Below are 19,974 nucleotides of genomic sequence, written 5' to 3'. Positions count from 1 at the left end.
TGAACAAAGAATGTAGAAAGTAATCCAAAACAGTGGTAGAATATTATTGGAAGCGTTTTATTACATAAATTTGGTCATTGTGTTCTGGAAGTTATATCGAGATAGTGTTCAATCACTTGATGATCAAAGTTGGGGGTAGTGTTCAAAATGTTTCAAAATGATGTGAAACAACCGTTGAGTTGGGAAGAATTTCATGGTCCGAACCTCGGCTATGTGCTCGAGCTCTACGATCAGTATGTCCAGGATCCTACTAGTGTTGATGAAGATCTAAGAGGCATATTTGATGAACTTGGTGCACCACCGAGTGAAATGAAGGAGGAAATTGGGAAAAAAGAAAATAGCATAGTTACTTCTGAACAAATCCAAAAGATAGCATCAGTCGTTAAACTGGCAGAAGACATCAGAACGTATGGCCATTTAAATGCTTCCGTCAATCCTCTTCGCAAAGAAAAGGAATTACAAGAGCTGTTTCCTTTAAAGGAGTACGGTTTAACAGAAGAAGATGTCAAGAATATTCCGATATCTATTATTAGTCCGGATGCACCAAAACACATTTCAAACGGCATAGAAGCCATTAACCATTTGAGAAATACGTATAAACGTACCATTTCATTTGAGTTTGATCACGTGCATGACTTCGAAGAGCGAAACTGGCTCTCAAAATCAATCGAATCTGGTGAACTATTTAAGAAAAAACCAGCAGATAAACTAGTTTCTGTATTCAAGAGATTAACAGAAGTTGAGCAGTTCGAGCAGTTTCTTCATAAAACATTTGTTGGGCAAAAGCGCTTCTCTATAGAAGGTTTAGACGCACTTGTCCCAGTACTTGATGAAATTATTTCAGAGTCTGTTACACAAGGGACTTCAAATATTAACATTGGAATGGCACACAGAGGCCGTTTAAATGTATTAGCACATGTGTTAGGAAAGCCATATGAGATCATTTTCTCAGAATTCCAGCATGCGCCAAATAAAGAGCTCGTTCCATCAGAAGGCTCTATTGGCATCAGCTACGGATGGACAGGGGATGTTAAGTACCATCTTGGAGCTGACCGTCAAATTAAAGACGAAGATACAAAGAGTGCGAGAGTCACGCTTGCTAATAACCCAAGTCACTTGGAGTTCATTGATCCAATCATTGAAGGAAGCACGCGTGCCGCTCAGGAATCACGTACTCAAAAAGGCTACCCAGTTCAAGACGTTGAAAAAGCGTTAGCCATCTTAATTCATGGGGATGCAGCATTCCCTGGAGAAGGAATTGTGGCAGAAACATTAAATTTAAGCCAACTTGTAGGCTATCAAGTGGGCGGAACCATCCATATTATTGCCAATAATATGATCGGGTTTACAACAGAAAGCAATGAATCCCGCTCGACGAAATATGCGAGTGACCTTGCAAAAGGATTTGAGATCCCTATTGTTCACGTCAATGCAGATGATCCAGAAGCGTGTTTAGCGGCTGTTCAGCTAGCAGTAGAATACCGCAAACGCTTCAAGAAGGATTTCCTGATTGACTTGATCGGTTACCGCAGATACGGTCATAACGAAATGGATGAGCCTTCTACAACTCAGCCAATGCTGTACGATGCGGTCAGAAAGCACAAAACGGTCAAGAATATCTTTGCAGATAAACTTGTCTCAGAAGGTCTTTTGACAAAAGAGCAGCGTGAAGAAATCGAGCAGGCTGTGACGGCAAAAATAGAAGAAGCTTATAAAAAGGTGCCTTCAAAGAAAGAGCATACGATTCAAGAAATCGAACTGCCAGAGCCTGTATCAAACGGCTTCCCAGCAGTGGATACATCAGTAGAATTTGATGTATTGCGAAAGCTGAATGAAGAATTGATCAGCTGGCCGAATGATTTCCAAGTATTTGGTAAGCTGAAGCGGATCCTTGAAAAACGTGCAAAAGTGTTTACAGATGACCGTAAAGTAGAATGGTCACTTGGGGAAGCACTCGCATTTGCATCTATATTAAAAGACGGTACGCCAATTCGAATGACCGGACAGGATTCAGAGCGTGGTACTTTTGCTCAAAGAAACCTTGTTCTTCACGACAGTCAAACGGGAGATGAATTTATTGCTCTTCATGAACTAAGTGATGCGAATGCTTCGTTTACAGTTCATAACAGTCCACTGTCAGAAGGCTCAGTCATCGGGTTTGAATATGGTTATAATGTCTATTCTCCTGAAACGTTAGTGATTTGGGAAGCTCAATTCGGAGACTTCGCAAATGCGGCTCAAGTGTATTTCGATCAATTTATCTCAGCTGGCCGTGCAAAATGGGGACAAAAATCAGGTTTAGTCATGCTGCTGCCGCATGGATATGAAGGACAAGGTCCTGAGCATTCAAGTGGAAGAACAGAGCGTTTCCTGCAATCAGCTGCTGAGAATAACTGGACAGTTGCGAACCTGACAAGTGCAGCGCAATATTTCCATATTCTTAGAAGACAGGCGAAAATGCTGCTTCGTGAAGAGATTCGTCCGCTTGTCATTATGACACCGAAGAGTCTGCTTCGTAACCCGAACACATTGTCTGAAGTCCAGGAATTAACAGATGGACAGTTCCGTCCAATTCTTGAACAGCCAGGTCTTGTACATGATCACGAAAAAGTATCGCGTCTCGTGCTATCTAGCGGGAAGGTATCCATTGATATTAGTGATCGTTTTACTCAAATGGAAGAGCCGAAGGATTGGCTTCACGTTGCAAGAGTGGAACAGCTATATCCGTTCCCAGCCAAAGATATTAAAGGAATTTTAACAAAGCTGACAAACTTAGAAGAAATCGTATGGGTGCAAGAAGAACCGCAAAATATGGGAGCTTGGGGATACATTGAGCCATATTTACGTGAAATTGCGCCTGAAAAAGTAAAAGTACGTTACATCGGCCGAAGAAGACGTTCAAGTACGGCTGAGGGTGATCCAACTGTGCATAAAAAAGAACAAGAACGAATTGTATCTGATAGCTTGACTCGCAAAAACTAAGGGGGAAATGAAAAATGGCGGAAATTAAAGTACCTGAATTAGCGGAATCAATCTCGGAAGGAACGATTGCTCAATGGCTAAAGCAGCCGGGCGATTATGTGGAGCAGGGGGAGTACCTGCTAGAACTTGAAACAGATAAAGTCAATGTCGAACTGACTGCTGAAGAATCTGGTGTATTAAAAGAAGTGCTGAAAGATTCTGGTGACACTGTACAAGTTGGAGAGGTCATCGGAACGATTGCAGCAGGTGAAGCTGGCGGAAGCGAGTCCGCAGCTCCAGCACCTGAGCAAGCTTCTGCACCAGCTTCGAAAGAAGAACCGGCAGCTGCTCAAAAAGAAGAAGCAGTGAAAGAAGAGCCGAAAGCTGGTAATGGCAGAACCATCGCTTCTCCTGCAGCTAGAAAATTAGCGAGAGAGAAGGGGTTAGACTTATCTGAGATTCCAACCGTAGATCCGCTGGGCAGGGTACGAAAGCAGGATGTCGCTTCTTATCAAAAGAATGAAGCACCTGCAAGTGCACCGAAAGCCGCGCCAAAAGCAAATGCTGCGGTGCAAACTGAACAACCAGGAAAGCCTATTGAACGTGAAAGAATGTCACGCCGCAGACAAACAATTGCAAAACGTTTAGTTGAAGTTCAACAAACGGCTGCGATGCTGACGACATTTAATGAAGTCGATATGACAGCAGTAATGGATTTAAGAAAGCGTCGTAAAGATGCCTTCCTAGAACAAAATGATGTCAAGCTTGGCTTCATGTCCTTCTTTACAAAAGCAGTTGTAGCAGCACTGAAGAAATATCCGCTGCTTAACGCAGAAATTCAAGGTGATGAGCTTGTCTTGAAGAAATTCTATGACATCGGCATCGCTGTTGCTGCAAACGAAGGACTTGTCGTACCGGTTGTCCGTGATGCAGACAGATTGTCATTTGCGGGGATTGAAAAAGAAATTGGTCATCTTGCGAAAAAAGCAAGAGATAACAAATTGTCTCTTAATGAGTTACAAGGTGGATCATTCACGATCACAAACGGCGGAACATTTGGTTCTCTGCTTTCAACTCCGATTTTAAACAGCCCGCAAGTTGGAATTTTAGGGATGCATAAAATTCAGCTTCGTCCGGTAGCGATTGATGAAGAACGTTTTGAAAACCGTCCGATGATGTATTTAGCTCTTTCTTACGACCACCGCATTGTCGATGGTAAAGAAGCAGTTGGATTCCTCGTTACGATTAAAAATCTGCTTGAAGATCCTGAGCAGCTATTACTTGAAGGATAATCTTCAATTATAAAAAGCTAGCACCCTAACAGGGGCTAGCTTTTTTTCTTTTCACTGTCATGTTGTCCTCGTTTTGACCAATACGTCGCAAGCCAGGAACCAGATAAATTATGCCACACACTAAAAATCGCACTTGGTACGGCTGCGAGCGGTGAGAAGTGTGCTGTTGCTAGCGCTGCACCGAGCCCGGAGTTTTGCATGCCTACTTCGATCGAGATCGCTCTACGAGAAGGGATATCCATTCTGCACCACTTTGCGATCAGGTAACCAAATAAGAGACCAAGTCCATTATGTAATATAACAACGGCAAATATCAGCAATCCAGATTGAAGAATCTGCTCTTTATTTGCACTGACAACCGCTGCAATGATCAACACAATTCCAGCAACAGATACAAGCGGCAATGCTTGAACTGCATAGTTTACTTGTTTTTTGAAAAATACCTTAACGATAACCCCTAAGATAATAGGAATTAGCACAACTTGGACAATCGACAAAAATAATGCCTCCGGTGATACAGGTAACCATGATCTTGCAAAAATATAGATAAAGAGAGGCGTTAAAAAGGGAGCAAGAAGGGTCGATATAGTTGTGACCGCTACGGATAATGCCATATTGCCTTTTGCAAGGAAGGTCATGACATTGGATGCTGTACCGCCTGGGCAGCAGCCCACAAGAATAACGCCTACTGCAATTTCAGACGGCAGCCGTAATCCGTAAGCTAATAGAAAGGCGATCAGCGGCATGAGTGTGTACTGCGCCAAAACCCCAATTAACACATAGAGAGGTTTACGAAAAAGCTCCTTAAAATCTTCACCAGATAACGTAAGCCCCATCCCAAACATAATGACACCTAGTAAAAAAGGGATATACGGTCCAATCTGAGAAAATACGTCAGGAAAAGCAAATCCAAGACATGCAAAGATAATGACCCAGATTGCAAAGGTTCTTCCTGCAAATTGACTAATGGTTAAAAGAATGTTCATTCATTGCTTCATCTCACTTTCCTCACATATCTTTCCTATTTTAAACGAATTTTCTGAAAAAACAACCCATTCTTTATAAAGGTGTTAATAATAAAATTATGTAAACTAAAAATACCCCATATAAGCATTAGCCTATATGGAGCATCGTCTTAAAAAGGGGTCCATTTCACTTGCTGTGCTTGCTTAAGCCTAGCTTCTGGCTCACGCCAGTCGACTACATTCCACCAACGATCGACGTATTTCGCTTTTTCATTCAGATATTGAAGGTAGTAGGCGTGCTCCCATACATCAAGGGCTAGAAGGGGGATCACGTCCCATTGTGACAAAAATTGATGGCGTTCTGCTTGTAAAATCTCTAATCGCTGAGATCTGGGCGCCCATACGAGAATGGCCCAGCCAACACCCTCTACTTGTTTGGCCGCTGCTGAAAATTGAGATTTAAATGCATCATAGCTGTCAAACGATTGTTCAATGAGACGAAGCATTTGTCCAGTGGGCTTTCGTTTTCCTGAAGGACTCATGGAAAACCAAAAAATACAATGTAAATAGTGCCCCGCACCATTGAAGGCAAGCTCCCGTTCCCAATGTTTGATCATTTTAAAATCATTGGTTCTTCTTGCATTTTTTAATGCAAGCTCAGCTTGGTTCAAACCATCTACATATGATTGATGATGCTTCTGGTGATGCAAATACATAATTTCTTTTGATATAAACGGTTCTAGTGCATCATACCGGTAAGGGAGAGGAGGTAACTTGTGACTTCCAGCTGCTACCTCTCGCATGTCTTCTTGTGGGTTCATGTCCTCAGCAATACGTTCTGCCAGTTCGTACCACTCTTGTTCACTGGAATGTTCATCATCCATTGAAAACCATAAATGGTCTACTTTCTTACGGATGTTGTCATCTTGAATCGCGGGTTGAATGGAGCTAAGCCACTCTTTGAGCTGCAAACGGTACTCTTCCTTATTCATTCTTACGCCTCATTTCTTCTAAAAATGTGGAACAAGCCATCATCGGAAAGACAAATGGGTAGCTATGATAAGTGATGTAAAATTGCTTTGGCAGGCCAATGCCTACTGGATAGTGCACGGCTTCACTCGTGTGCTGATGATGGATCAAAAATGAGATGGCTTTTAAAATCGTTTTGTCATCTGGCTTCTCATATTGTAAAAGTGCCTCTGCTGCCCAAGCCGTCTGAACCACTGTGCCAAACGGAAGAGGGACATACGTTTTTACCTCTGCACTTTTACACGATTCTCCGAAGCTGCCATCTTCTCGTTGAATCTGCTTTAAAAATCGGTATGCTTTTTGGACAGCAGGATGGGTGGAGGGGATGCCGGCAGCTTTTAGTCCTGTTAATGCTGCCCACGTTCCATAAATATAGCAAACACCCCATCTGCCAAACCATGATCCATTTTTCTCTTGATGATCTAGGAGCCACTTAACACATTGATCTTTTTGTCTGTGAATTGGGGGTGACATGTTTTTCTCTTCAAGACCAATGAGATGAAGCACACGGCCTGTAATATCGGGAGTCGATGGATCAATTGCTGCATCCTCCGCAGATTCAAGCGGCAGATGTCGAAGCAGGAAGTGATCTTGATTTTTTTCAAAGGCAGAGAACCCGCCGTCACGGTTTTGCATGGAAAGAAGCCAATGAAATCCTCGCTTCCACTGAACTGGTGCGTATGTTTTCGGAATGGCTTTTAATACAATTTGCGTATCATCACAATCAGGGTTATTCGTATTGATATCTGAAAAACCAAAGCCTCCCGGAGCAGCATGCCGGTTATGAATCGCCCAATCTGCTTTCTTCATTTGCTGCCGGTTCAATAAGTATGAGAAAGACTTTGTGATGACTGGATCTTCTTGTTTTTTGCCAGCTTTTTGAGAAGCATAACTGACAAGCGCTGTATCCCAAACTGTGGATGTGGAATTTTCTGCATACATTCTGCCCTGACAGTCAGTGACTAGCTTTTTCATGCCTTTGACTGCTTTTAATATGAGATGATGTCCCGGCGAGTACCCAAGACTCATAAGTGCATAGACCATAAAAATACTTGCACTTAAATAGCTGTACAGTGTGCCATCTTTTTCGAGGCGGTCAAACATATATCGCTTTGCTGCTTCATATCCGAAAAAGTCCAGCCGGCTGTCAAGTGCTGTATACGATCGCATGTAAGTCAGAAAGTGATGAGTGGAACGTTCTTCTCTTGCCATAAACCAGTCAAATGGATTTTTAGTCATGTTTGCATCAAGGTGTGCTAGGCTTGGGAATTTCTCATGAGAGGTATATCGTTTGTTGAGTGCAATCATCATTGGCACAAAGTGAATTCTTGCATATGCACTAAGATGATAGAAGTGCAGCGGAAAGTATGTAGGGATGAGTAAAAAGGAAAGTGGTGCATAGAAGTACGGCCAAGGGTGCATGCCGTTGACGGCGAGCATCCACTTTGTCATAAAGTGAACGTTCTTTAATCCGCCTTTTGATCGAATATATTGCGCTGCTTTTTCCATATGAGGCTCATCTTGTTGAAACCTGCCTGAAACGAGCATTCCGCAATAGCCCTGCACAGTAGCTGTTACATGTCCCGTTTGATCATGATACAAAGAAAAAGACCCATCCTCATTTTGTTTTTCACGTATCGCTTCTGCTAATTGATGAACCAAAGCCTGATCCGAATCGCCGACAGCCTTTAACAGCATAATCAAAAAAGCATTTGTCATCATAGGACCTTCAAAGCAGAAAACAAAGGCACCATCTTCTCGTTGTCTTCGCTGCATTTCTATGTGCAATTCTTCAATAAATTCGTTTACTTTCAATTTAAAATCTTGCATATGCGGCCATGCTCCTTTCCTTTCATACTATATTCAGGAGCCGGCCTGTCACATGCAAACACAAAAAAAGCCGATGACAGGGTCACCGGCTCAGCGTGTAGACAAACCCTCGCATTCGGTGTCAGGTCTGCGCGCTGGTGCTCACGAATGTCAATTCGCTCCGCGCCAGTGCTCGTCCTTCCTAGACTGCAAAGGTTTTCTATCACGCTGAAAAGAAGACAAAGTGCTAAAATAAAAATCATTTTAGCACTTTGTCAACGATCTGAGCCGATGACAGGGTCACGGCTTTCTTGACGTTATTAGTCTTGGAGATTAATCCATACACTTTTGACTTCTGTATAGTTGTTAAGGGCATATGATCCCATTTCTCTGCCAAGACCTGATTGCTTATATCCTCCAAACGGGGAGGCGGCATCAAAGACATTATAGCAGTTGACCCAAATTGTTCCTGCTTCAAGACGTGCAGCGATATCATGGGCATGCTTTAAGTTTTCTGTCCATAGTCCTGCTGCTAATCCATATTCAGACTGGTTGGCTCGTTCGACCACTTCATCAATGGAATCGTAAGGAATGGCAGATAAGACAGGTCCAAAGATTTCTTCTTTGGCAATGGTCATTTCATCTTCTACATCTTTAAAAATAGTAGGGGAGACGAAATAGCCAGCCTCATAAGGGCAATCGCCCCCGACAACGGCTGTTGCCCCTTCGGATTTACCTTTTTCAATATAGCCTAACACGCGTTCGTGCTGTTCTTTACTTACAAGAGGTCCAATTTGCGTATCTTGATGAAGACCAGCGCCTTGTTTAAGGGATCCTGCATATTTGGCCATTTGATCGACCACTTCATCATATTGGCTCCGGTGAACAAAGACTCTGGACCCTGCGCAGCATACTTGACCTTGGTTAAACATGACGCCATTTAAAGCACCTGGAATGGCTTTCTTTAAATCGGCATCAGGTAAAATAATATTCGGTGATTTTCCGCCAAGCTCTAATGTGACCCTCTTAATGGTTTTAGCCGCTTTCTCCATAATTAATTTCCCAACACTTGTTGACCCTGTGAAGGCCAGCTTGTTCACGTCAGGATGATCAGTTAAGGCTTCTCCGGCTGTTTCGCCAAATCCAGGAACGATGTTAATCACGCCTTCTGGGAAGCCGGCTTTGTCCACTAATTCTGCTAAGTAAAGAGCAGAGAGTGGAGTTTGTTCGGCTGGCTTTAAAACGATGGTGCACCCTGTTGCAAGTGCGGCGCCCATTTTCCACATAGCCATGAGCAGCGGGAAGTTCCATGGGATGATTTGTCCTACAACCCCAACCGGCTCATGGCGGGTATAATTAAAATATCCTTGACTGACAGGAATGGTTTGTCCATTCATTTTTGTCGTCCAGCCCGCATAATAGCGCATGTGCTCAATAGCGAGGGGGATATCTGCATTTGTTGTTTCATTAATTGGTTTTCCGTTATCTAAAGTTTCTAGCTGTGCAAGCTCTTCCTGATTTTCCTCCATTAAATCAGCAAGCTTGAACATGAGGCGGGCGCGTTCAGCGGCAGACATTGAGCGCCAAGGACCATGAAAGGCTTTTTTTGCAGCTTTTACGGCCTCATCAATATCTTTTGCACCTGCTTCATAAACATCAATAAGGGTTTCGCCTGTGGCTGGGTTAGGAGTAGCAAAGGTTTTGTTATCGTGACTTGTGACAAACTGACCATTAATGTAGAGTTTTTTCGTCCCTTGGAGAAAAGATTCGAGTTTTGAACTAATTTGAAGTGTTGTAGAGCTCATAAATAAACAAACCTCCTTAAAGATATGGATTGTTTTCTGCGAGTTCTAGGTGGGAAAAGCGGACATGCAACTTAAATTGTATACGCACAAAGATGTAAACGTATACAATTATCATATTACACGACCTGTTTGAAAGCAATCCATAACACTCATTGCATTTCGCGAAAATTTGGCTACAATAAATGTATAGATGAAAAAAGGAGTTTTTAAATCATGATCCATCAAAACTGGCAAACGGCTCAAACGTTAAAACAAGTAAAATGTGTACATACAAATGCGAAAAAATATATGGTCGACCGGGCATTAACGGTTGGAAGAACATATGAAGTGAAAAATGAAACAGAAGAATTCCTGTTTGTCGTAGACAATACGGGTAAAGTAGGCGGGTATTACAAGGAGTATTTCGAAGATATTTCAGCTGAATGATTTTGAGGGTCATCACTCATACTAAGAAAAACAGTAAAGGGTGATGATGATGAAAAAGCAGCAAAATGACGAGCAGAAAAATCAAAATGCATGGCATGAACACGAGGACGCTGATATGGCGATTACGCTTGAACAGATTTCCGATGTGTATGCCGAGGGAACGATTGATACACCAAAAGACGAATAGTTATTTAAAAACAGTGATTTGGCATAATCACTGTTTTTTTATTGGAATGATTCAGCATTTTTCTCGAAAAGAACTGAAACTTTTTTCCTGGTTTAACTGTCTAAATAAGTAGAGGAAAGAGCATCGGATCAAAAAGAAAAAGTTAAATGAAATTTAATCTATTCGTAATGGAATAACAACCATTTATAGCGTATTCTATAAGTGAGAATAAAACGTACCCACAGAGCCGTGTGGCCGTTTTGTCATAAAGGAATTTGATGCAGGAAGAGGGGGTTTACGTGGGTATTTTTTCTGTCAGTAAACAAAATGATAAGAAATTCGAATCCTTATTGATTGAAGGGGAAAGAATTGAGGCTGTTTACAGACTGCGTCACGACCAAATTTGCTTTACCAATAAACGACTGATCTTTGGCGATAACCGCGTATTTTCTAAGAAGAAAGTCAGGGTCTCCTTGCCGTATCGATCAATTGAAAGTTTTGCCATACAAGAAGCTGGCGTGTTTGATCAGGACACAGGTATGCTGCTTGTCACAAGCTCAAAAGTATTTGAACTCGACTTTTCCAAAGAGACGGATTTGAGTGATGTGCAAGCCATTTTGACAAAACATCTTTGCTGATCAATCTTGCGATTACATAGATCATATGCACTTTTCTCATTCTTCGTTCTTATTTTTATAGATCGCACATTGCTAAGTCCTTCCCATCTGATGAGAAGGGCTTTTTTCTGCTTAAGTGTTTGAATGATAGCAAAAAAGGATAAAGATGAAACAGATACAGAAAGGAGAATGAACAATGAAAGTATTAGTTGCAGGAGCAAATGGACATACAGGCAGACTTGTCGTTCGTTATTTAAAAGAAAAAGGACATGAGCCGCTTGCTCTCATTCGAGATGAAAAACAAGCTGATGCACTAAAAGAACTTGGTGCAGCACCTGTCATCGGTGATCTTGAAAAAGATGTGACAGATGCTGTGAAACAAGCAGACGCTGTCATCTTTGCAGCTGGTTCAGGCTCAAAAACAGGTGCAGATAAGACCATTGCGGTCGATCAAGAAGGGGCAAAACGCCTCGTTGATACAGCGAAAAAAGAAAACATACAGCATTTTGTTATGCTTAGTGCCTATAATGCAGATGATCCGAATCAAGGAAAAGGGCAAGGAAGTATGGAAACTTATTATGAAGCAAAAAGAAAAGCTGATGAGCACTTAAAACAGTCTGGTCTTTCCTATACGATTGTCCGCCCAGGTGCCCTGCTACATGAGGAGAAGACAGGAAAGATTGAAGCTGCCGAACATATTCCAGATGATCAAAACATCGAGATTTCAAGAGAGGACGTAGCCATTGTTCTTGTGGAGAGTTTAACAGAATCCAATGTGAAAAATAAGTCCTTTGACTTGATGAAAGGCGAAAAATCAGTAGAAGAAGCACTTCGTCATCTGTAAGAAAAGAAAGCTGCTGCCAAAGAGGCGGCGGCTTTTTTGATGTTTTCTTTTCTCTTTCAGCGGGAAGGTAATGAGAAAGGAGTGATTGACCGTGGGCTTAACGAAAGAACAACAAGCTGATTTATACGAAAGATTGATTCAATTAAAAGAAGATGTGAAGGGATCAAAAAAGAAAGAAGAATCGATGCTCGTTGAATCGAGTGAGATTTCAAATGGTGTTGGGAATCATATCGCTGATCATGGGAGCATCTATTTAGACCGTATGACAGAACAAACGCTGGATCAGGTCGATGATCAGCTTGAAGGTGAAATCGATGCAGCACTGAAACGAATGGAAGACGGAACATATGGGATATGTGAGAAAACGGGAAAAGAGATTCCATACGAGCGTTTAAAAGCAGTTCCATATACACGTTATTCAATAGATGCAAAGAAAAATGAAGAAACCACTCAAGATCCAAACGAATTTGACCGTTCATTCTCCGATCAAATGCGCGATTTAACAAATAGAGAAACAATGGATCAGATGCATTCAGATACGTATGAAAGATTAGAGGAAGAGCAAGATGCTGATGTAGATGAGGAAAAATAGGATCATAAGCGAAGGTTAAATTTTTTCAGAATAATTTTTTCTTATGTACACATGAACAAATAACTTGTATACATGAGTATTTCATAGAAAAAAGATCTCTTGAAATTTAATAAACTTTCGTGTAATATAGTTTAAAGGCTGCGATGCGCGTAATGTTAATTAAGTTTTAACCTTTAAGCTGTAATAGGGAGTTTTATATTGAAGCCGGAATGTCATGCCTCCTTAGCGAGGAAGACAGGAACGTTTCTGCAAACACCCACTTTGAGGAGTGGTGGTTTAAAACTTTCTTACTTAGATTACGGCATCCGCAGCTTTTCCTAGGATGATTCAAGCCATTTTCCATTTTGGAAAATGGCTTTTTATTTTGTGAAAAAACGAAATTGCACAGTCAGCCGGAAGAGGCATGAATGTATGTTAAAATAGACAAAACAAAAGACGGAGAGGGAATTGGATGTTAGAACAAGCAGAAGCACTCCTGAAACAATACTTTGGCTTTGACGCCTTTAGGCAGGGACAGAAGCAAGCCATTGAATCGATTGTAAACAAACAGAAGGATACCGTCTGTATTATGCCGACAGGCGGGGGGAAATCGGTTTGCTACCAGATTCCTGCCCTGATGATGGAAGGAACAACGATCGTTGTATCCCCGCTAATTTCTTTAATGAAAGATCAAGTCGATGCACTAAATGAGATGGGCATACGATCGTCCTTTTTAAACAGCACACTTTCCGCAGCTGAAATGAATAAAAGGCTGAAAAAATGTGAAGATGGGGAATATCAGCTGCTTTATATCACACCTGAACGTTTACAAAATGAACGTTTTTTTCAGCTGCTTGATCGGTTAACGATCCCTTTAATTGCAATTGATGAAGCACACTGTATATCTGAGTGGGGGCATGATTTTAGGCCGAGCTACCGCTTTATTCAAGAATGCTTAAATCGGCTGACAAAAAGGCCAGTGATTGTCGCATTAACGGCTACAGCCACGAAAAAGGTTCACCGAGATATATGTGAACAGCTTGGCATGAACGAAGAAGAAACCATTTTTACTGGTTTTGCTAGAGAAAATTTATCTTTTCAGGTGGTCAAAGGAGAAAATAGTGACCGCTTTATCACACATTATATGAAGAAAAATAAGCTTGAGTCCGGCATTATCTATACTGCTACAAGAAAAGAAGCCGAAAATATTTACAATCGGCTAAAGAAACAAAAGATCAAAGCGGGCATTTATCATGGCGGGTTAGATGATGATGTGAGAGAAGAGCAGCAAAACCTGTTTTTAAATGATGACATCCAGGTTATGGTGGCTACATCTGCATTTGGCATGGGAATTAATAAGTCAAATGTCCGTTTTGTGATACATCATCAAATTCCAAGGGATATTGAAAGCTACTATCAAGAGGCTGGACGCGCCGGCAGAGACGGGCTCCAAAGTGAATGCATTTTACTGTTTTCGCCGCAGGGCGTACGAATGCAGCGATTCCTCATTGAACAGTCAACAGAAGATGAAGTGCGCTTTCAGCATGAGCTGCTTAAACTTAGACAAATGGTCGATTACTGTCACACTGAGCAATGTCTGCAGCAATTTGTGATGGACTACTTTGATCAATCAGCAAGTGCCCCTTGCCAAAAATGCAGTAATTGCCTTGATGAAAGAGAGCGTGAAGAGGTCACTCGAGAAGCGCAAATGGTTTTATCGTGTACGGTTAGAATGAACGAGCGCTTTGGAAAAATGATGATTGCTCAAGTACTGGCAGGCTCTAAAAATAAAAAAGTGCTTGACCTCGGTTTCGACCGTCTTCCTACATACGCTTTAATGAAGCAGCAATCCGCCCAGCAAATCAGTGATTTCATCGAATTTTTAATTACCGAAGAGTATTTGCACATGTCTGAAGGAGCTTATCCAACATTAAAAGTGACACATAAAGGAAAGAAAGTGTTAGTCGGGCAAGAGGCTGTGTATAAAAAGCAGGCAGTTAAAAGAGAGGCGATTCAAGAAAACGATGCATTATTTGAGCAGCTGAGAGCGGTGAGAATGAAGCTGGCAAGAGAGCAGGGCGTTCCGCCATTTGTTGTATTTTCTGATCAAACCTTGAAGGAAATGTCAGCCGTTCAGCCTAAAACAGAAGAAGAACTTCTCCATATTAAGGGAATAGGCGCTCAAAAAAGAGAGAAATACGGGGATGTTTTTTTAGAAGAAATCCGTTTATTTATAGAAAAAGAGAAAAATAAAAAGGTTGAAGAAGAAAAATAAATTTTTTTCGCTGCGTTTGGACACGTTTTCAACAGGAGGTTTCTGATCCTTTCAAAACCTTGATATGGCGGGTAATCGAGCTGTTTTGTGGTCTGATTTACCAATGGAGAGAGATGTTTCATGTAAAGGAACTGTAATCTAAAACATATCGTTTTGTTATTGAATTGACATTTACATATGTTACGATAGCACTCGTTAGCCGCCATAAAAAGCTAACAAGGGAGGATTTACTTTATGAAGAAGACTATTATGTCCTTGGTTGCTGTTGCAGCAATCTCTACAACAGCATTTGGAGCACAGCAAGCTTCTGCAAAGGAAATCACTGTGAAGAAAGGTGATACACTTTGGGGAATCTCTCAAAAAAATGATGTGTCTCTAAAGGACCTAAAGGGTTGGAACAATTTATCTACAGACATGATTTATGTAGGTGATAAATTGACAATCTCTTCAAAAGAGAAAACTCAGGAGCAGTATAAAGTCCAGAAGGGGGACAGCCTCTGGAAAATCGCTCAAAAATTCAATGTGTCAATTAGCGATATTAAGTCTTGGAATAACTTAAACTCAGATATAATTATGATTGGTTCAACACTAAGTGTTGCTGGTCAAAGCTCAGCTCCGGTAAGCTCAGAGCCTGTACAAAAACAGGAGCCTGTCCAAAAAGAGCAAACAACACAAAAAGCTGCTCCAAAACAGGAAGCACCGAAAAAAGCTGCTCCTAAACAGGAAACAGCTAAAGCAGAATCATCTTCTGCTAGTCAAAGTGTACAAAAAGAAATGACTGTAACGGCTACGGCTTATACAGCAAATGATGGTGGCATCTCAGGTATCACTGCAACAGGGGTAAACTTAAACAAAAACCCAAATGCGAAGGTGATTGCAGTAGATCCTAATGTCATTCCATTAGGAAGTAAGGTTTATGTTGAAGGCTACGGTGAAGCCATCGCAGCAGATACTGGCGGCGCAATTAAAGGTAACAAAATTGATGTTCATGTACCAAGCAAATCCCAAGCAAAAAATTGGGGCGTAAAATCAGTCAAAGTGAAAGTACTTAACTAGTAACTTATTGTTTTTTGGAAGAAAGCATCAGGTGGCGGCCTGATGCTTTTATTGTACCCTTTTTTTGGTCAAAAAAACACACATTTTTCAGAAAAATTTGCATTTTCGACAAAAAACAGCGTATATTCCATCATACACGCTGTTTTTTTGTCGTTAGCTGTCCACCCAATAAATTTCTCCGCTTTGTTCTTTCCAATTGATTTGGACATCAAATTGGTGCTTTTCATAAAAGTGAATCAATCGGTCCACGTGATTCCAATCTCTTTTGACGAGGTCACCTGTGATGACTGGGATGTTCTGCTCTCTTGCGATTTCTTTTAAATGCTTCATACAGATTGAACCGTATCCATTATCGGGAGGTCCTTTAATATCGGCAATATGAATCTTTCCTTCTTCAGGATATTCAGCAATTAAGGAAAAATCAGATTGTCCGCGAAAAGCTTTTTCACAATCGGTCAGCATGATTTTACATGTATCAGCATTTTCAATGGCAGAGACAATCATCCATTCATCTTCTTTCGCCTGATCAATGCCAATGATCTTTGCCTTTTTCGAAATATCTTTCATATTTTCTTGCATTCGATACATTTGGAACTGCAATTGCTGTAATTCTTGCTCTAACGCCTTCACATCTTTGGGTGTTTCCTGTAAGATTGACAAGTCCATTACTCCTTTCATATAAGAAATGATAAAAATCACATAAATTCCAATTTTAAAGGAAGTGGATGAATCTTTCAACCCGTTAGAACGCCAGTAATCGGCAAGTTTGTCTAAAATTCGACGAAGACAGCGAATTCATTGACTTTATAGAGAAAGTTAAATAACATACTCTTAGTCGGAACTAATAAAGAGAGGTTTTCAAACATGAACGAACAGAATCAAAAACCGAAAAATTTCACCGGCATTGTTGTCATTTTAACAATTGCCATAAACGGATTAATCGCTTTATTATTTTTAATGCCAAAAACAGATAAATTTAGTCATCTGGACATTACATTTCTGCCGTTACTGAATGCCGTGATGAACAGCTTTACGTTTATCTTCTTACTTTCAGCACTCATTATGATTAAACAAAAGAACATTAAAGCACATAGACGATTTATCTTTGCTGCATTTTCAACAACACTTGTCTTTTTAATTTCCTATGTGACATATCATTCAATGGCAGCTGATACACACTTCGGCGGAGAAGGGATCATCCGTCCAATTTACTTCTTTATTTTGATTACACATATTGTGCTTTCAGCAATTATTGTACCACTTGCATTGATTACACTATTTAGAGGCGCACAGATGCAGGTCGAGCGCCACCGTAAAATTGCCCGCTGGACGATGCCGCTTTGGCTCTATGTTAGTCTCACTGGCGTCATTGTCTATATCATGATTTCTCCATATTACAGCTAACGTATGTCCAACTGGACATACGTTCTTTTATTTACAAGATGAAGTGCTTTGGATAGAATGGAAATTGGATATCCGACTAGCACGGTATCTTCCCATCTATAGATTCACATCATTTCTGGCCGTTTGCTCGTTTGGAGATCAACAATTGGACGAAACGGGGGTTATATGATGACTGAACAATTGCAGTATAAACCGGGGCTTGAAGACATTGTGGCAAGCGAAACGTCCATATCATACTTAGATGTGGAGCAAGAGGAAATTGTGATTCGCGGGTACGACCTCATTGAGCTGGCACAAAACAAGACATATTTAGAAACAGCCTATCTGCTTATTTATGGAAGATTACCAGATAAGATGGAATATCACCAATTTCAGCAAGATATATCCTCACAAACGAACTTACATCCAACCATTCAAACCATATTAACGAATCTTCCAAAAACCACTCACCCTATGGATGCGATGAGAACGTGTTTATCTGCTCTTGCAGGGTATGATGACGCATTACATGATCGATCTGAAGCGTGCCAAGAAAGGCGTGCAGTTCGATTACTAGGACAGCTGCCGGCCATTGTTGCTGGAAGCTATTATATTCTCACAAAAGACGCCGCTATTTCTCCAGATCAGACCAAATCCTACACTGAAAACTTTTTATCCATGCTAACTGGACGCACCCCGACACAAGACGAAATTACCGCTTTTGACCAAACACTCACATTATATAGCGAACATGAGCTGCCGAATTCAACGTTTGCGGCTAGAGTGATTGCATCCACGCATTCTGACATGTACGGTGCATTTACTGGAGCGATCTCTTCATTAAAAGGTGACCTCCACGGAGGAGCAAATGAAGCTGTCATGCACATGCTTCTTGAAGGAAAAACAACAGAAGGATTTCTTGCGCTCATTGAACGAAAATTAGCTGCAAAAGAAAAAATGATGGGCTTTGGCCACAGAGTATACATGAGAAAAATGGACCCGCGAGCCGCTCTTTTAAAACGTTCATTGAAAACGCTTACTGAATCAAAGGGAGATACAACGCTATATGACATGTGTGTAGCAGGAGAGGCATACATGAAAGAGCAGAAAAACCTTTATCCAAATCTTGATTATTATGCTGCACCGATTTATTACGTGCTCGGAATTCCTATTTCACTTTATACACCCATTTTCTTTGCTGCAAGAGCTAGCGGATTAGCCGCACATGTTATTGAACAGCATTTGCATAATCGCATTTTTAGACCGAGAGTCCGGTATTTAGGGCCAAGAGGATTAAAGGTTTCAAATGATGATGGAAAAACGGGGGAATGAACATGAACAAAACAGCAGTCGCCAATCAAACAGATCAGCTATTAGAAGAAATCGCTGCCTATGCAGTAGACGGAGAAATTACAAGCAAAGAGGCCATTGAAACCGCGCGGTATGTGCTCATAGACACGCTCGGGTGCGGAATGCTGGCTCTTAATTTTCCAGAATGTACGAAGCACCTTGGACCTATCGTACCTGGAACTGTTGTGCCTAACGGAGCAAGAGTTCCAGGCACTTCATTTGTGCTAGATCCTGTTCAAGCGGCTTTTGATATTGGCTGTATGATCCGCTGGTTAGATTATAATGACACGTGGCTTGCACAGGAGTGGGGGCATCCGTCAGATAACTTAGGCGGAATATTAGCTGTAAGTGATTATATCAGCAGAACACGCCTTGCAAACGGAGAAGAGCCGCTAACGATGAATGACGTACTGCATGCAATCGTCAAGGCACATGAAATTCAAGGTGTCCTTGCTTTAGAAAATTGTCTAAATCGAAATGGATTGGACCATGTGTTATTTGTCAAAGTGGCAACAAGTGCAGTTGTGTGTGCAATGCTTGGCGGAACAAAGGAAGAGGTCCAGCATGTGTTATCACAAGCGTTTGTTGATAATTCCCCGCTTAGGACGTATCGCCACGCCCCAAACACAGGATCGAGGAAATCATGGGCAGCAGGGGATGCAACAAGCCGCGGAGTGAGGCTGGCAATGATGACACGTAAAGGGGAAATGGGTTATCAAACGCCTCTCAGTGCAGAGAAGTGGGGCTTTGAAGATGTTCTTATGAAAGGAAAACCACTTACGCTCGCCCAGCCCCTTGGATCATACGTCATAGAAAATGTTCTTTTCAAAATTGCTTATCCTGCTGAGTTTCATGCACAGACAGCTGCAGAGGCGGCTGTGATGCTGCATGACGCTGTAAAAGATCGTTTAGATGAAATTGACCGGGTAGAGATTACGACACATGAGTCAGCGATTCGGATTATTGATAAGAAAGGTCCGCTTTATAATCCGGCAGACCGTGATCATTGCTTGCAGTATATTACAGCTATTGGACTGATCTATGGTGAACTAACAGCTGACCATTATGAAGAAGAAACGGCGCAAAATCCAGCCATTGATCGTCTTCGTGACCGAATGATTGTGAAAGAGGATAAACGTTACACAGAGGATTATTTAGATCCGAAAAAGAGATCGATTGCAAACTGTGTACAAATTTTCTTTAAAGACGGGACGATGACAGACCGAATTGAAATTGAATACCCGCTCGGTCACCGCAGAAGAAGAGAGGAAGGCATTCCGCTGCTTGAAAAGAAATGGGTCTATCATTTAAAGACAAGGTTTCCACAAAAGCAAGTGGATCAAATTGTGTCACTCTGCCAAAATCCAAATCAATTAAAAACAACAACAGTACCAGCATTTATGGACTTATTCGTCATATAAGGGG

General features: G+C 41.4%; 17 protein-coding genes and 1 other RNA gene. 13 read left to right on the top strand and 5 right to left on the bottom strand.

What is annotated here, in order from left to right; all coding sequences use genetic code 11:
• Positions 1–147 precede the first annotated feature (147 nt).
• Positions 148–2,982, top strand: coding sequence for a 2-oxoglutarate dehydrogenase E1 component (sucA, locus tag ASE42_RS11570; protein ID WP_056767061.1), 2,835 nt, complete (start codon positions 148–150; stop codon positions 2,980–2,982).
• A 14-nt stretch (positions 2,983–2,996) separates the two neighbouring features.
• Positions 2,997–4,253 (top strand): 2-oxoglutarate dehydrogenase complex dihydrolipoyllysine-residue succinyltransferase, encoded by a 1,257-nt coding sequence (gene odhB / locus ASE42_RS11565; RefSeq protein ID WP_024422686.1) that lies wholly within the window; start codon positions 2,997–2,999, stop codon positions 4,251–4,253.
• A 35-nt stretch (positions 4,254–4,288) separates the two neighbouring features.
• Here the strand turns inward: odhB and ASE42_RS11560 are convergent, their stop codons facing one another.
• The 4 genes from ASE42_RS11560 to ASE42_RS11545 all read right to left on the bottom strand — a co-directional run bounded on the left by ASE42_RS11560 (position 4,289) and on the right by ASE42_RS11545 (position 9,861).
• Positions 4,289–5,239, bottom strand: a complete 951-nt coding sequence (locus ASE42_RS11560) for a bile acid:sodium symporter family protein (protein WP_024428336.1) — start codon at positions 5,237–5,239, stop codon at positions 4,289–4,291.
• Between the two features lie 149 nt (positions 5,240–5,388).
• Positions 5,389–6,210 (bottom strand): superoxide dismutase, encoded by an 822-nt coding sequence (locus tag ASE42_RS11555; RefSeq protein ID WP_056767059.1) that lies wholly within the window; start codon positions 6,208–6,210, stop codon positions 5,389–5,391.
• Complete coding sequence (locus ASE42_RS11550) at positions 6,203–8,077, bottom strand: prenyltransferase/squalene oxidase repeat-containing protein (protein WP_056767057.1); 1,875 nt, start codon at positions 8,075–8,077, stop codon at positions 6,203–6,205. Before ASE42_RS11550 ends, ASE42_RS11555 begins: the two co-directional genes overlap by 8 nt.
• Before the next feature lie 299 nt (positions 8,078–8,376).
• Entirely contained in the window at positions 8,377–9,861 is a 1,485-nt protein-coding gene (locus ASE42_RS11545; RefSeq protein WP_024422684.1) for an aldehyde dehydrogenase family protein, read from the bottom strand.
• A 213-nt stretch (positions 9,862–10,074) separates the two neighbouring features.
• Here ASE42_RS11545 and ASE42_RS11540 point away from each other — a divergent pair, with 213 nt between their 5' ends.
• The 8 genes from ASE42_RS11540 (at position 10,075) to ASE42_RS11515 (ending at position 15,816) form a co-directional block, all read left to right on the top strand.
• The gene (locus ASE42_RS11540; protein WP_024428339.1) at positions 10,075–10,287 is read left to right on the top strand and encodes a DUF6501 family protein; all 213 of its coding nucleotides are present in this window, start codon (positions 10,075–10,077) and stop codon (positions 10,285–10,287) included.
• Between the two features lie 49 nt (positions 10,288–10,336).
• Positions 10,337–10,474, top strand: a complete 138-nt coding sequence (locus tag ASE42_RS18675; protein WP_075611524.1) for a DUF4025 domain-containing protein — start codon at positions 10,337–10,339, stop codon at positions 10,472–10,474.
• Positions 10,475–10,752: 278 nt separating this feature from the next.
• A complete protein-coding gene (locus tag ASE42_RS11535; protein ID WP_024422682.1) occupies positions 10,753–11,091 on the top strand; it encodes a PH domain-containing protein in 339 nt (112 codons plus the stop codon).
• 175 nt (positions 11,092–11,266) lie between these two features.
• A complete protein-coding gene (locus tag ASE42_RS11530) occupies positions 11,267–11,914 on the top strand; it encodes an SDR family oxidoreductase (RefSeq protein ID WP_041109476.1) in 648 nt (215 codons plus the stop codon).
• A gap of 91 nt (positions 11,915–12,005) precedes the next feature.
• Positions 12,006–12,506: a TraR/DksA family transcriptional regulator gene (locus ASE42_RS11525; protein ID WP_024422680.1), complete on the top strand. Its 501-nt coding sequence runs from the start codon at positions 12,006–12,008 to the stop codon at positions 12,504–12,506.
• 132 nt (positions 12,507–12,638) lie between these two features.
• A non-coding RNA gene (gene ssrS, locus ASE42_RS18670) (6S RNA) lies at positions 12,639–12,824 on the top strand.
• A 133-nt stretch (positions 12,825–12,957) separates the two neighbouring features.
• Positions 12,958–14,760 (top strand): DNA helicase RecQ, encoded by a 1,803-nt coding sequence (recQ, locus tag ASE42_RS11520; protein ID WP_034621342.1) that lies wholly within the window; start codon positions 12,958–12,960, stop codon positions 14,758–14,760.
• A 234-nt stretch (positions 14,761–14,994) separates the two neighbouring features.
• On the top strand, positions 14,995–15,816 hold the full coding sequence (locus ASE42_RS11515; protein ID WP_024422678.1) for a LysM peptidoglycan-binding and 3D domain-containing protein: 822 nt from the start codon (positions 14,995–14,997) through the stop codon (positions 15,814–15,816).
• Between the two features lie 153 nt (positions 15,817–15,969).
• Here ASE42_RS11515 and ASE42_RS11510 read toward each other — a convergent pair whose 3' ends face one another.
• Complete coding sequence (locus ASE42_RS11510; RefSeq protein WP_029708157.1) at positions 15,970–16,482, bottom strand: GNAT family N-acetyltransferase; 513 nt, start codon at positions 16,480–16,482, stop codon at positions 15,970–15,972.
• Positions 16,483–16,680: 198 nt separating this feature from the next.
• Here ASE42_RS11510 and ASE42_RS11505 point away from each other — a divergent pair, with 198 nt between their 5' ends.
• The 3 genes from ASE42_RS11505 to ASE42_RS11495 all read left to right on the top strand — a co-directional run bounded on the left by ASE42_RS11505 (position 16,681) and on the right by ASE42_RS11495 (position 19,970).
• The gene (locus ASE42_RS11505; RefSeq protein WP_024422676.1) at positions 16,681–17,220 is read left to right on the top strand and encodes a DUF420 domain-containing protein; all 540 of its coding nucleotides are present in this window, start codon (positions 16,681–16,683) and stop codon (positions 17,218–17,220) included.
• Positions 17,221–17,388: 168 nt separating this feature from the next.
• Positions 17,389–18,531 carry a citrate synthase gene (mmgD, locus tag ASE42_RS11500; protein ID WP_034621348.1) on the top strand — a complete coding sequence of 381 codons (1,143 nt, stop codon included), beginning with the start codon at positions 17,389–17,391 and terminating at the stop codon, positions 18,529–18,531.
• A gap of 2 nt (positions 18,532–18,533) precedes the next feature.
• Entirely contained in the window at positions 18,534–19,970 is a 1,437-nt protein-coding gene (locus ASE42_RS11495) for a bifunctional 2-methylcitrate dehydratase/aconitate hydratase (protein ID WP_034621351.1), read from the top strand.
• Positions 19,971–19,974: the final 4 nt, after the last annotated feature.

It is taken from the genome of Bacillus sp. Root920 (assembly GCF_001429445.1).
Taxonomy (GTDB): Bacteria; Bacillota; Bacilli; order Bacillales; family Bacillaceae; genus Bacillus; species Bacillus safensis.
The sequence above is the reverse complement of the archived record's forward strand: the minus strand, read 5'-3'. Positions and strand labels throughout refer to the sequence as shown.

What these genes read in the sequence shown, in the direction of transcription:
- ASE42_RS11555 (WP_056767059.1), bottom strand. Translation starts at nt 6,210, where the DNA reads ATGAATAAGGAAGAGTACCGTTTGCAGCTCAAAGAGTGGCTTAGCTCC.
- recQ (WP_034621342.1), top strand. Translation starts at nt 12,958, where the DNA reads ATGTTAGAACAAGCAGAAGCACTCCTGAAACAATACTTTGGCTTTGAC.
- ASE42_RS11540 (WP_024428339.1), top strand. Translation starts at nt 10,075, where the DNA reads ATGATCCATCAAAACTGGCAAACGGCTCAAACGTTAAAACAAGTAAAA.
- ASE42_RS11510 (WP_029708157.1), bottom strand. Translation starts at nt 16,482, where the DNA reads ATGGACTTGTCAATCTTACAGGAAACACCCAAAGATGTGAAGGCGTTA.
- ASE42_RS11545 (WP_024422684.1), bottom strand. Translation starts at nt 9,861, where the DNA reads ATGAGCTCTACAACACTTCAAATTAGTTCAAAACTCGAATCTTTTCTC.
- ASE42_RS11530 (WP_041109476.1), top strand. Translation starts at nt 11,267, where the DNA reads ATGAAAGTATTAGTTGCAGGAGCAAATGGACATACAGGCAGACTTGTC.
- ASE42_RS11495 (WP_034621351.1), top strand. Translation starts at nt 18,534, where the DNA reads ATGAACAAAACAGCAGTCGCCAATCAAACAGATCAGCTATTAGAAGAA.
- mmgD (WP_034621348.1), top strand. Translation starts at nt 17,389, where the DNA reads ATGACTGAACAATTGCAGTATAAACCGGGGCTTGAAGACATTGTGGCA.
- odhB (WP_024422686.1), top strand. Translation starts at nt 2,997, where the DNA reads ATGGCGGAAATTAAAGTACCTGAATTAGCGGAATCAATCTCGGAAGGA.
- ASE42_RS11515 (WP_024422678.1), top strand. Translation starts at nt 14,995, where the DNA reads ATGAAGAAGACTATTATGTCCTTGGTTGCTGTTGCAGCAATCTCTACA.
- ASE42_RS11560 (WP_024428336.1), bottom strand. Translation starts at nt 5,239, where the DNA reads ATGAACATTCTTTTAACCATTAGTCAATTTGCAGGAAGAACCTTTGCA.
- ASE42_RS11550 (WP_056767057.1), bottom strand. Translation starts at nt 8,077, where the DNA reads ATGCAAGATTTTAAATTGAAAGTAAACGAATTTATTGAAGAATTGCAC.
- ASE42_RS11505 (WP_024422676.1), top strand. Translation starts at nt 16,681, where the DNA reads ATGAACGAACAGAATCAAAAACCGAAAAATTTCACCGGCATTGTTGTC.
- ASE42_RS18675 (WP_075611524.1), top strand. Translation starts at nt 10,337, where the DNA reads ATGAAAAAGCAGCAAAATGACGAGCAGAAAAATCAAAATGCATGGCAT.
- sucA (WP_056767061.1), top strand. Translation starts at nt 148, where the DNA reads ATGTTTCAAAATGATGTGAAACAACCGTTGAGTTGGGAAGAATTTCAT.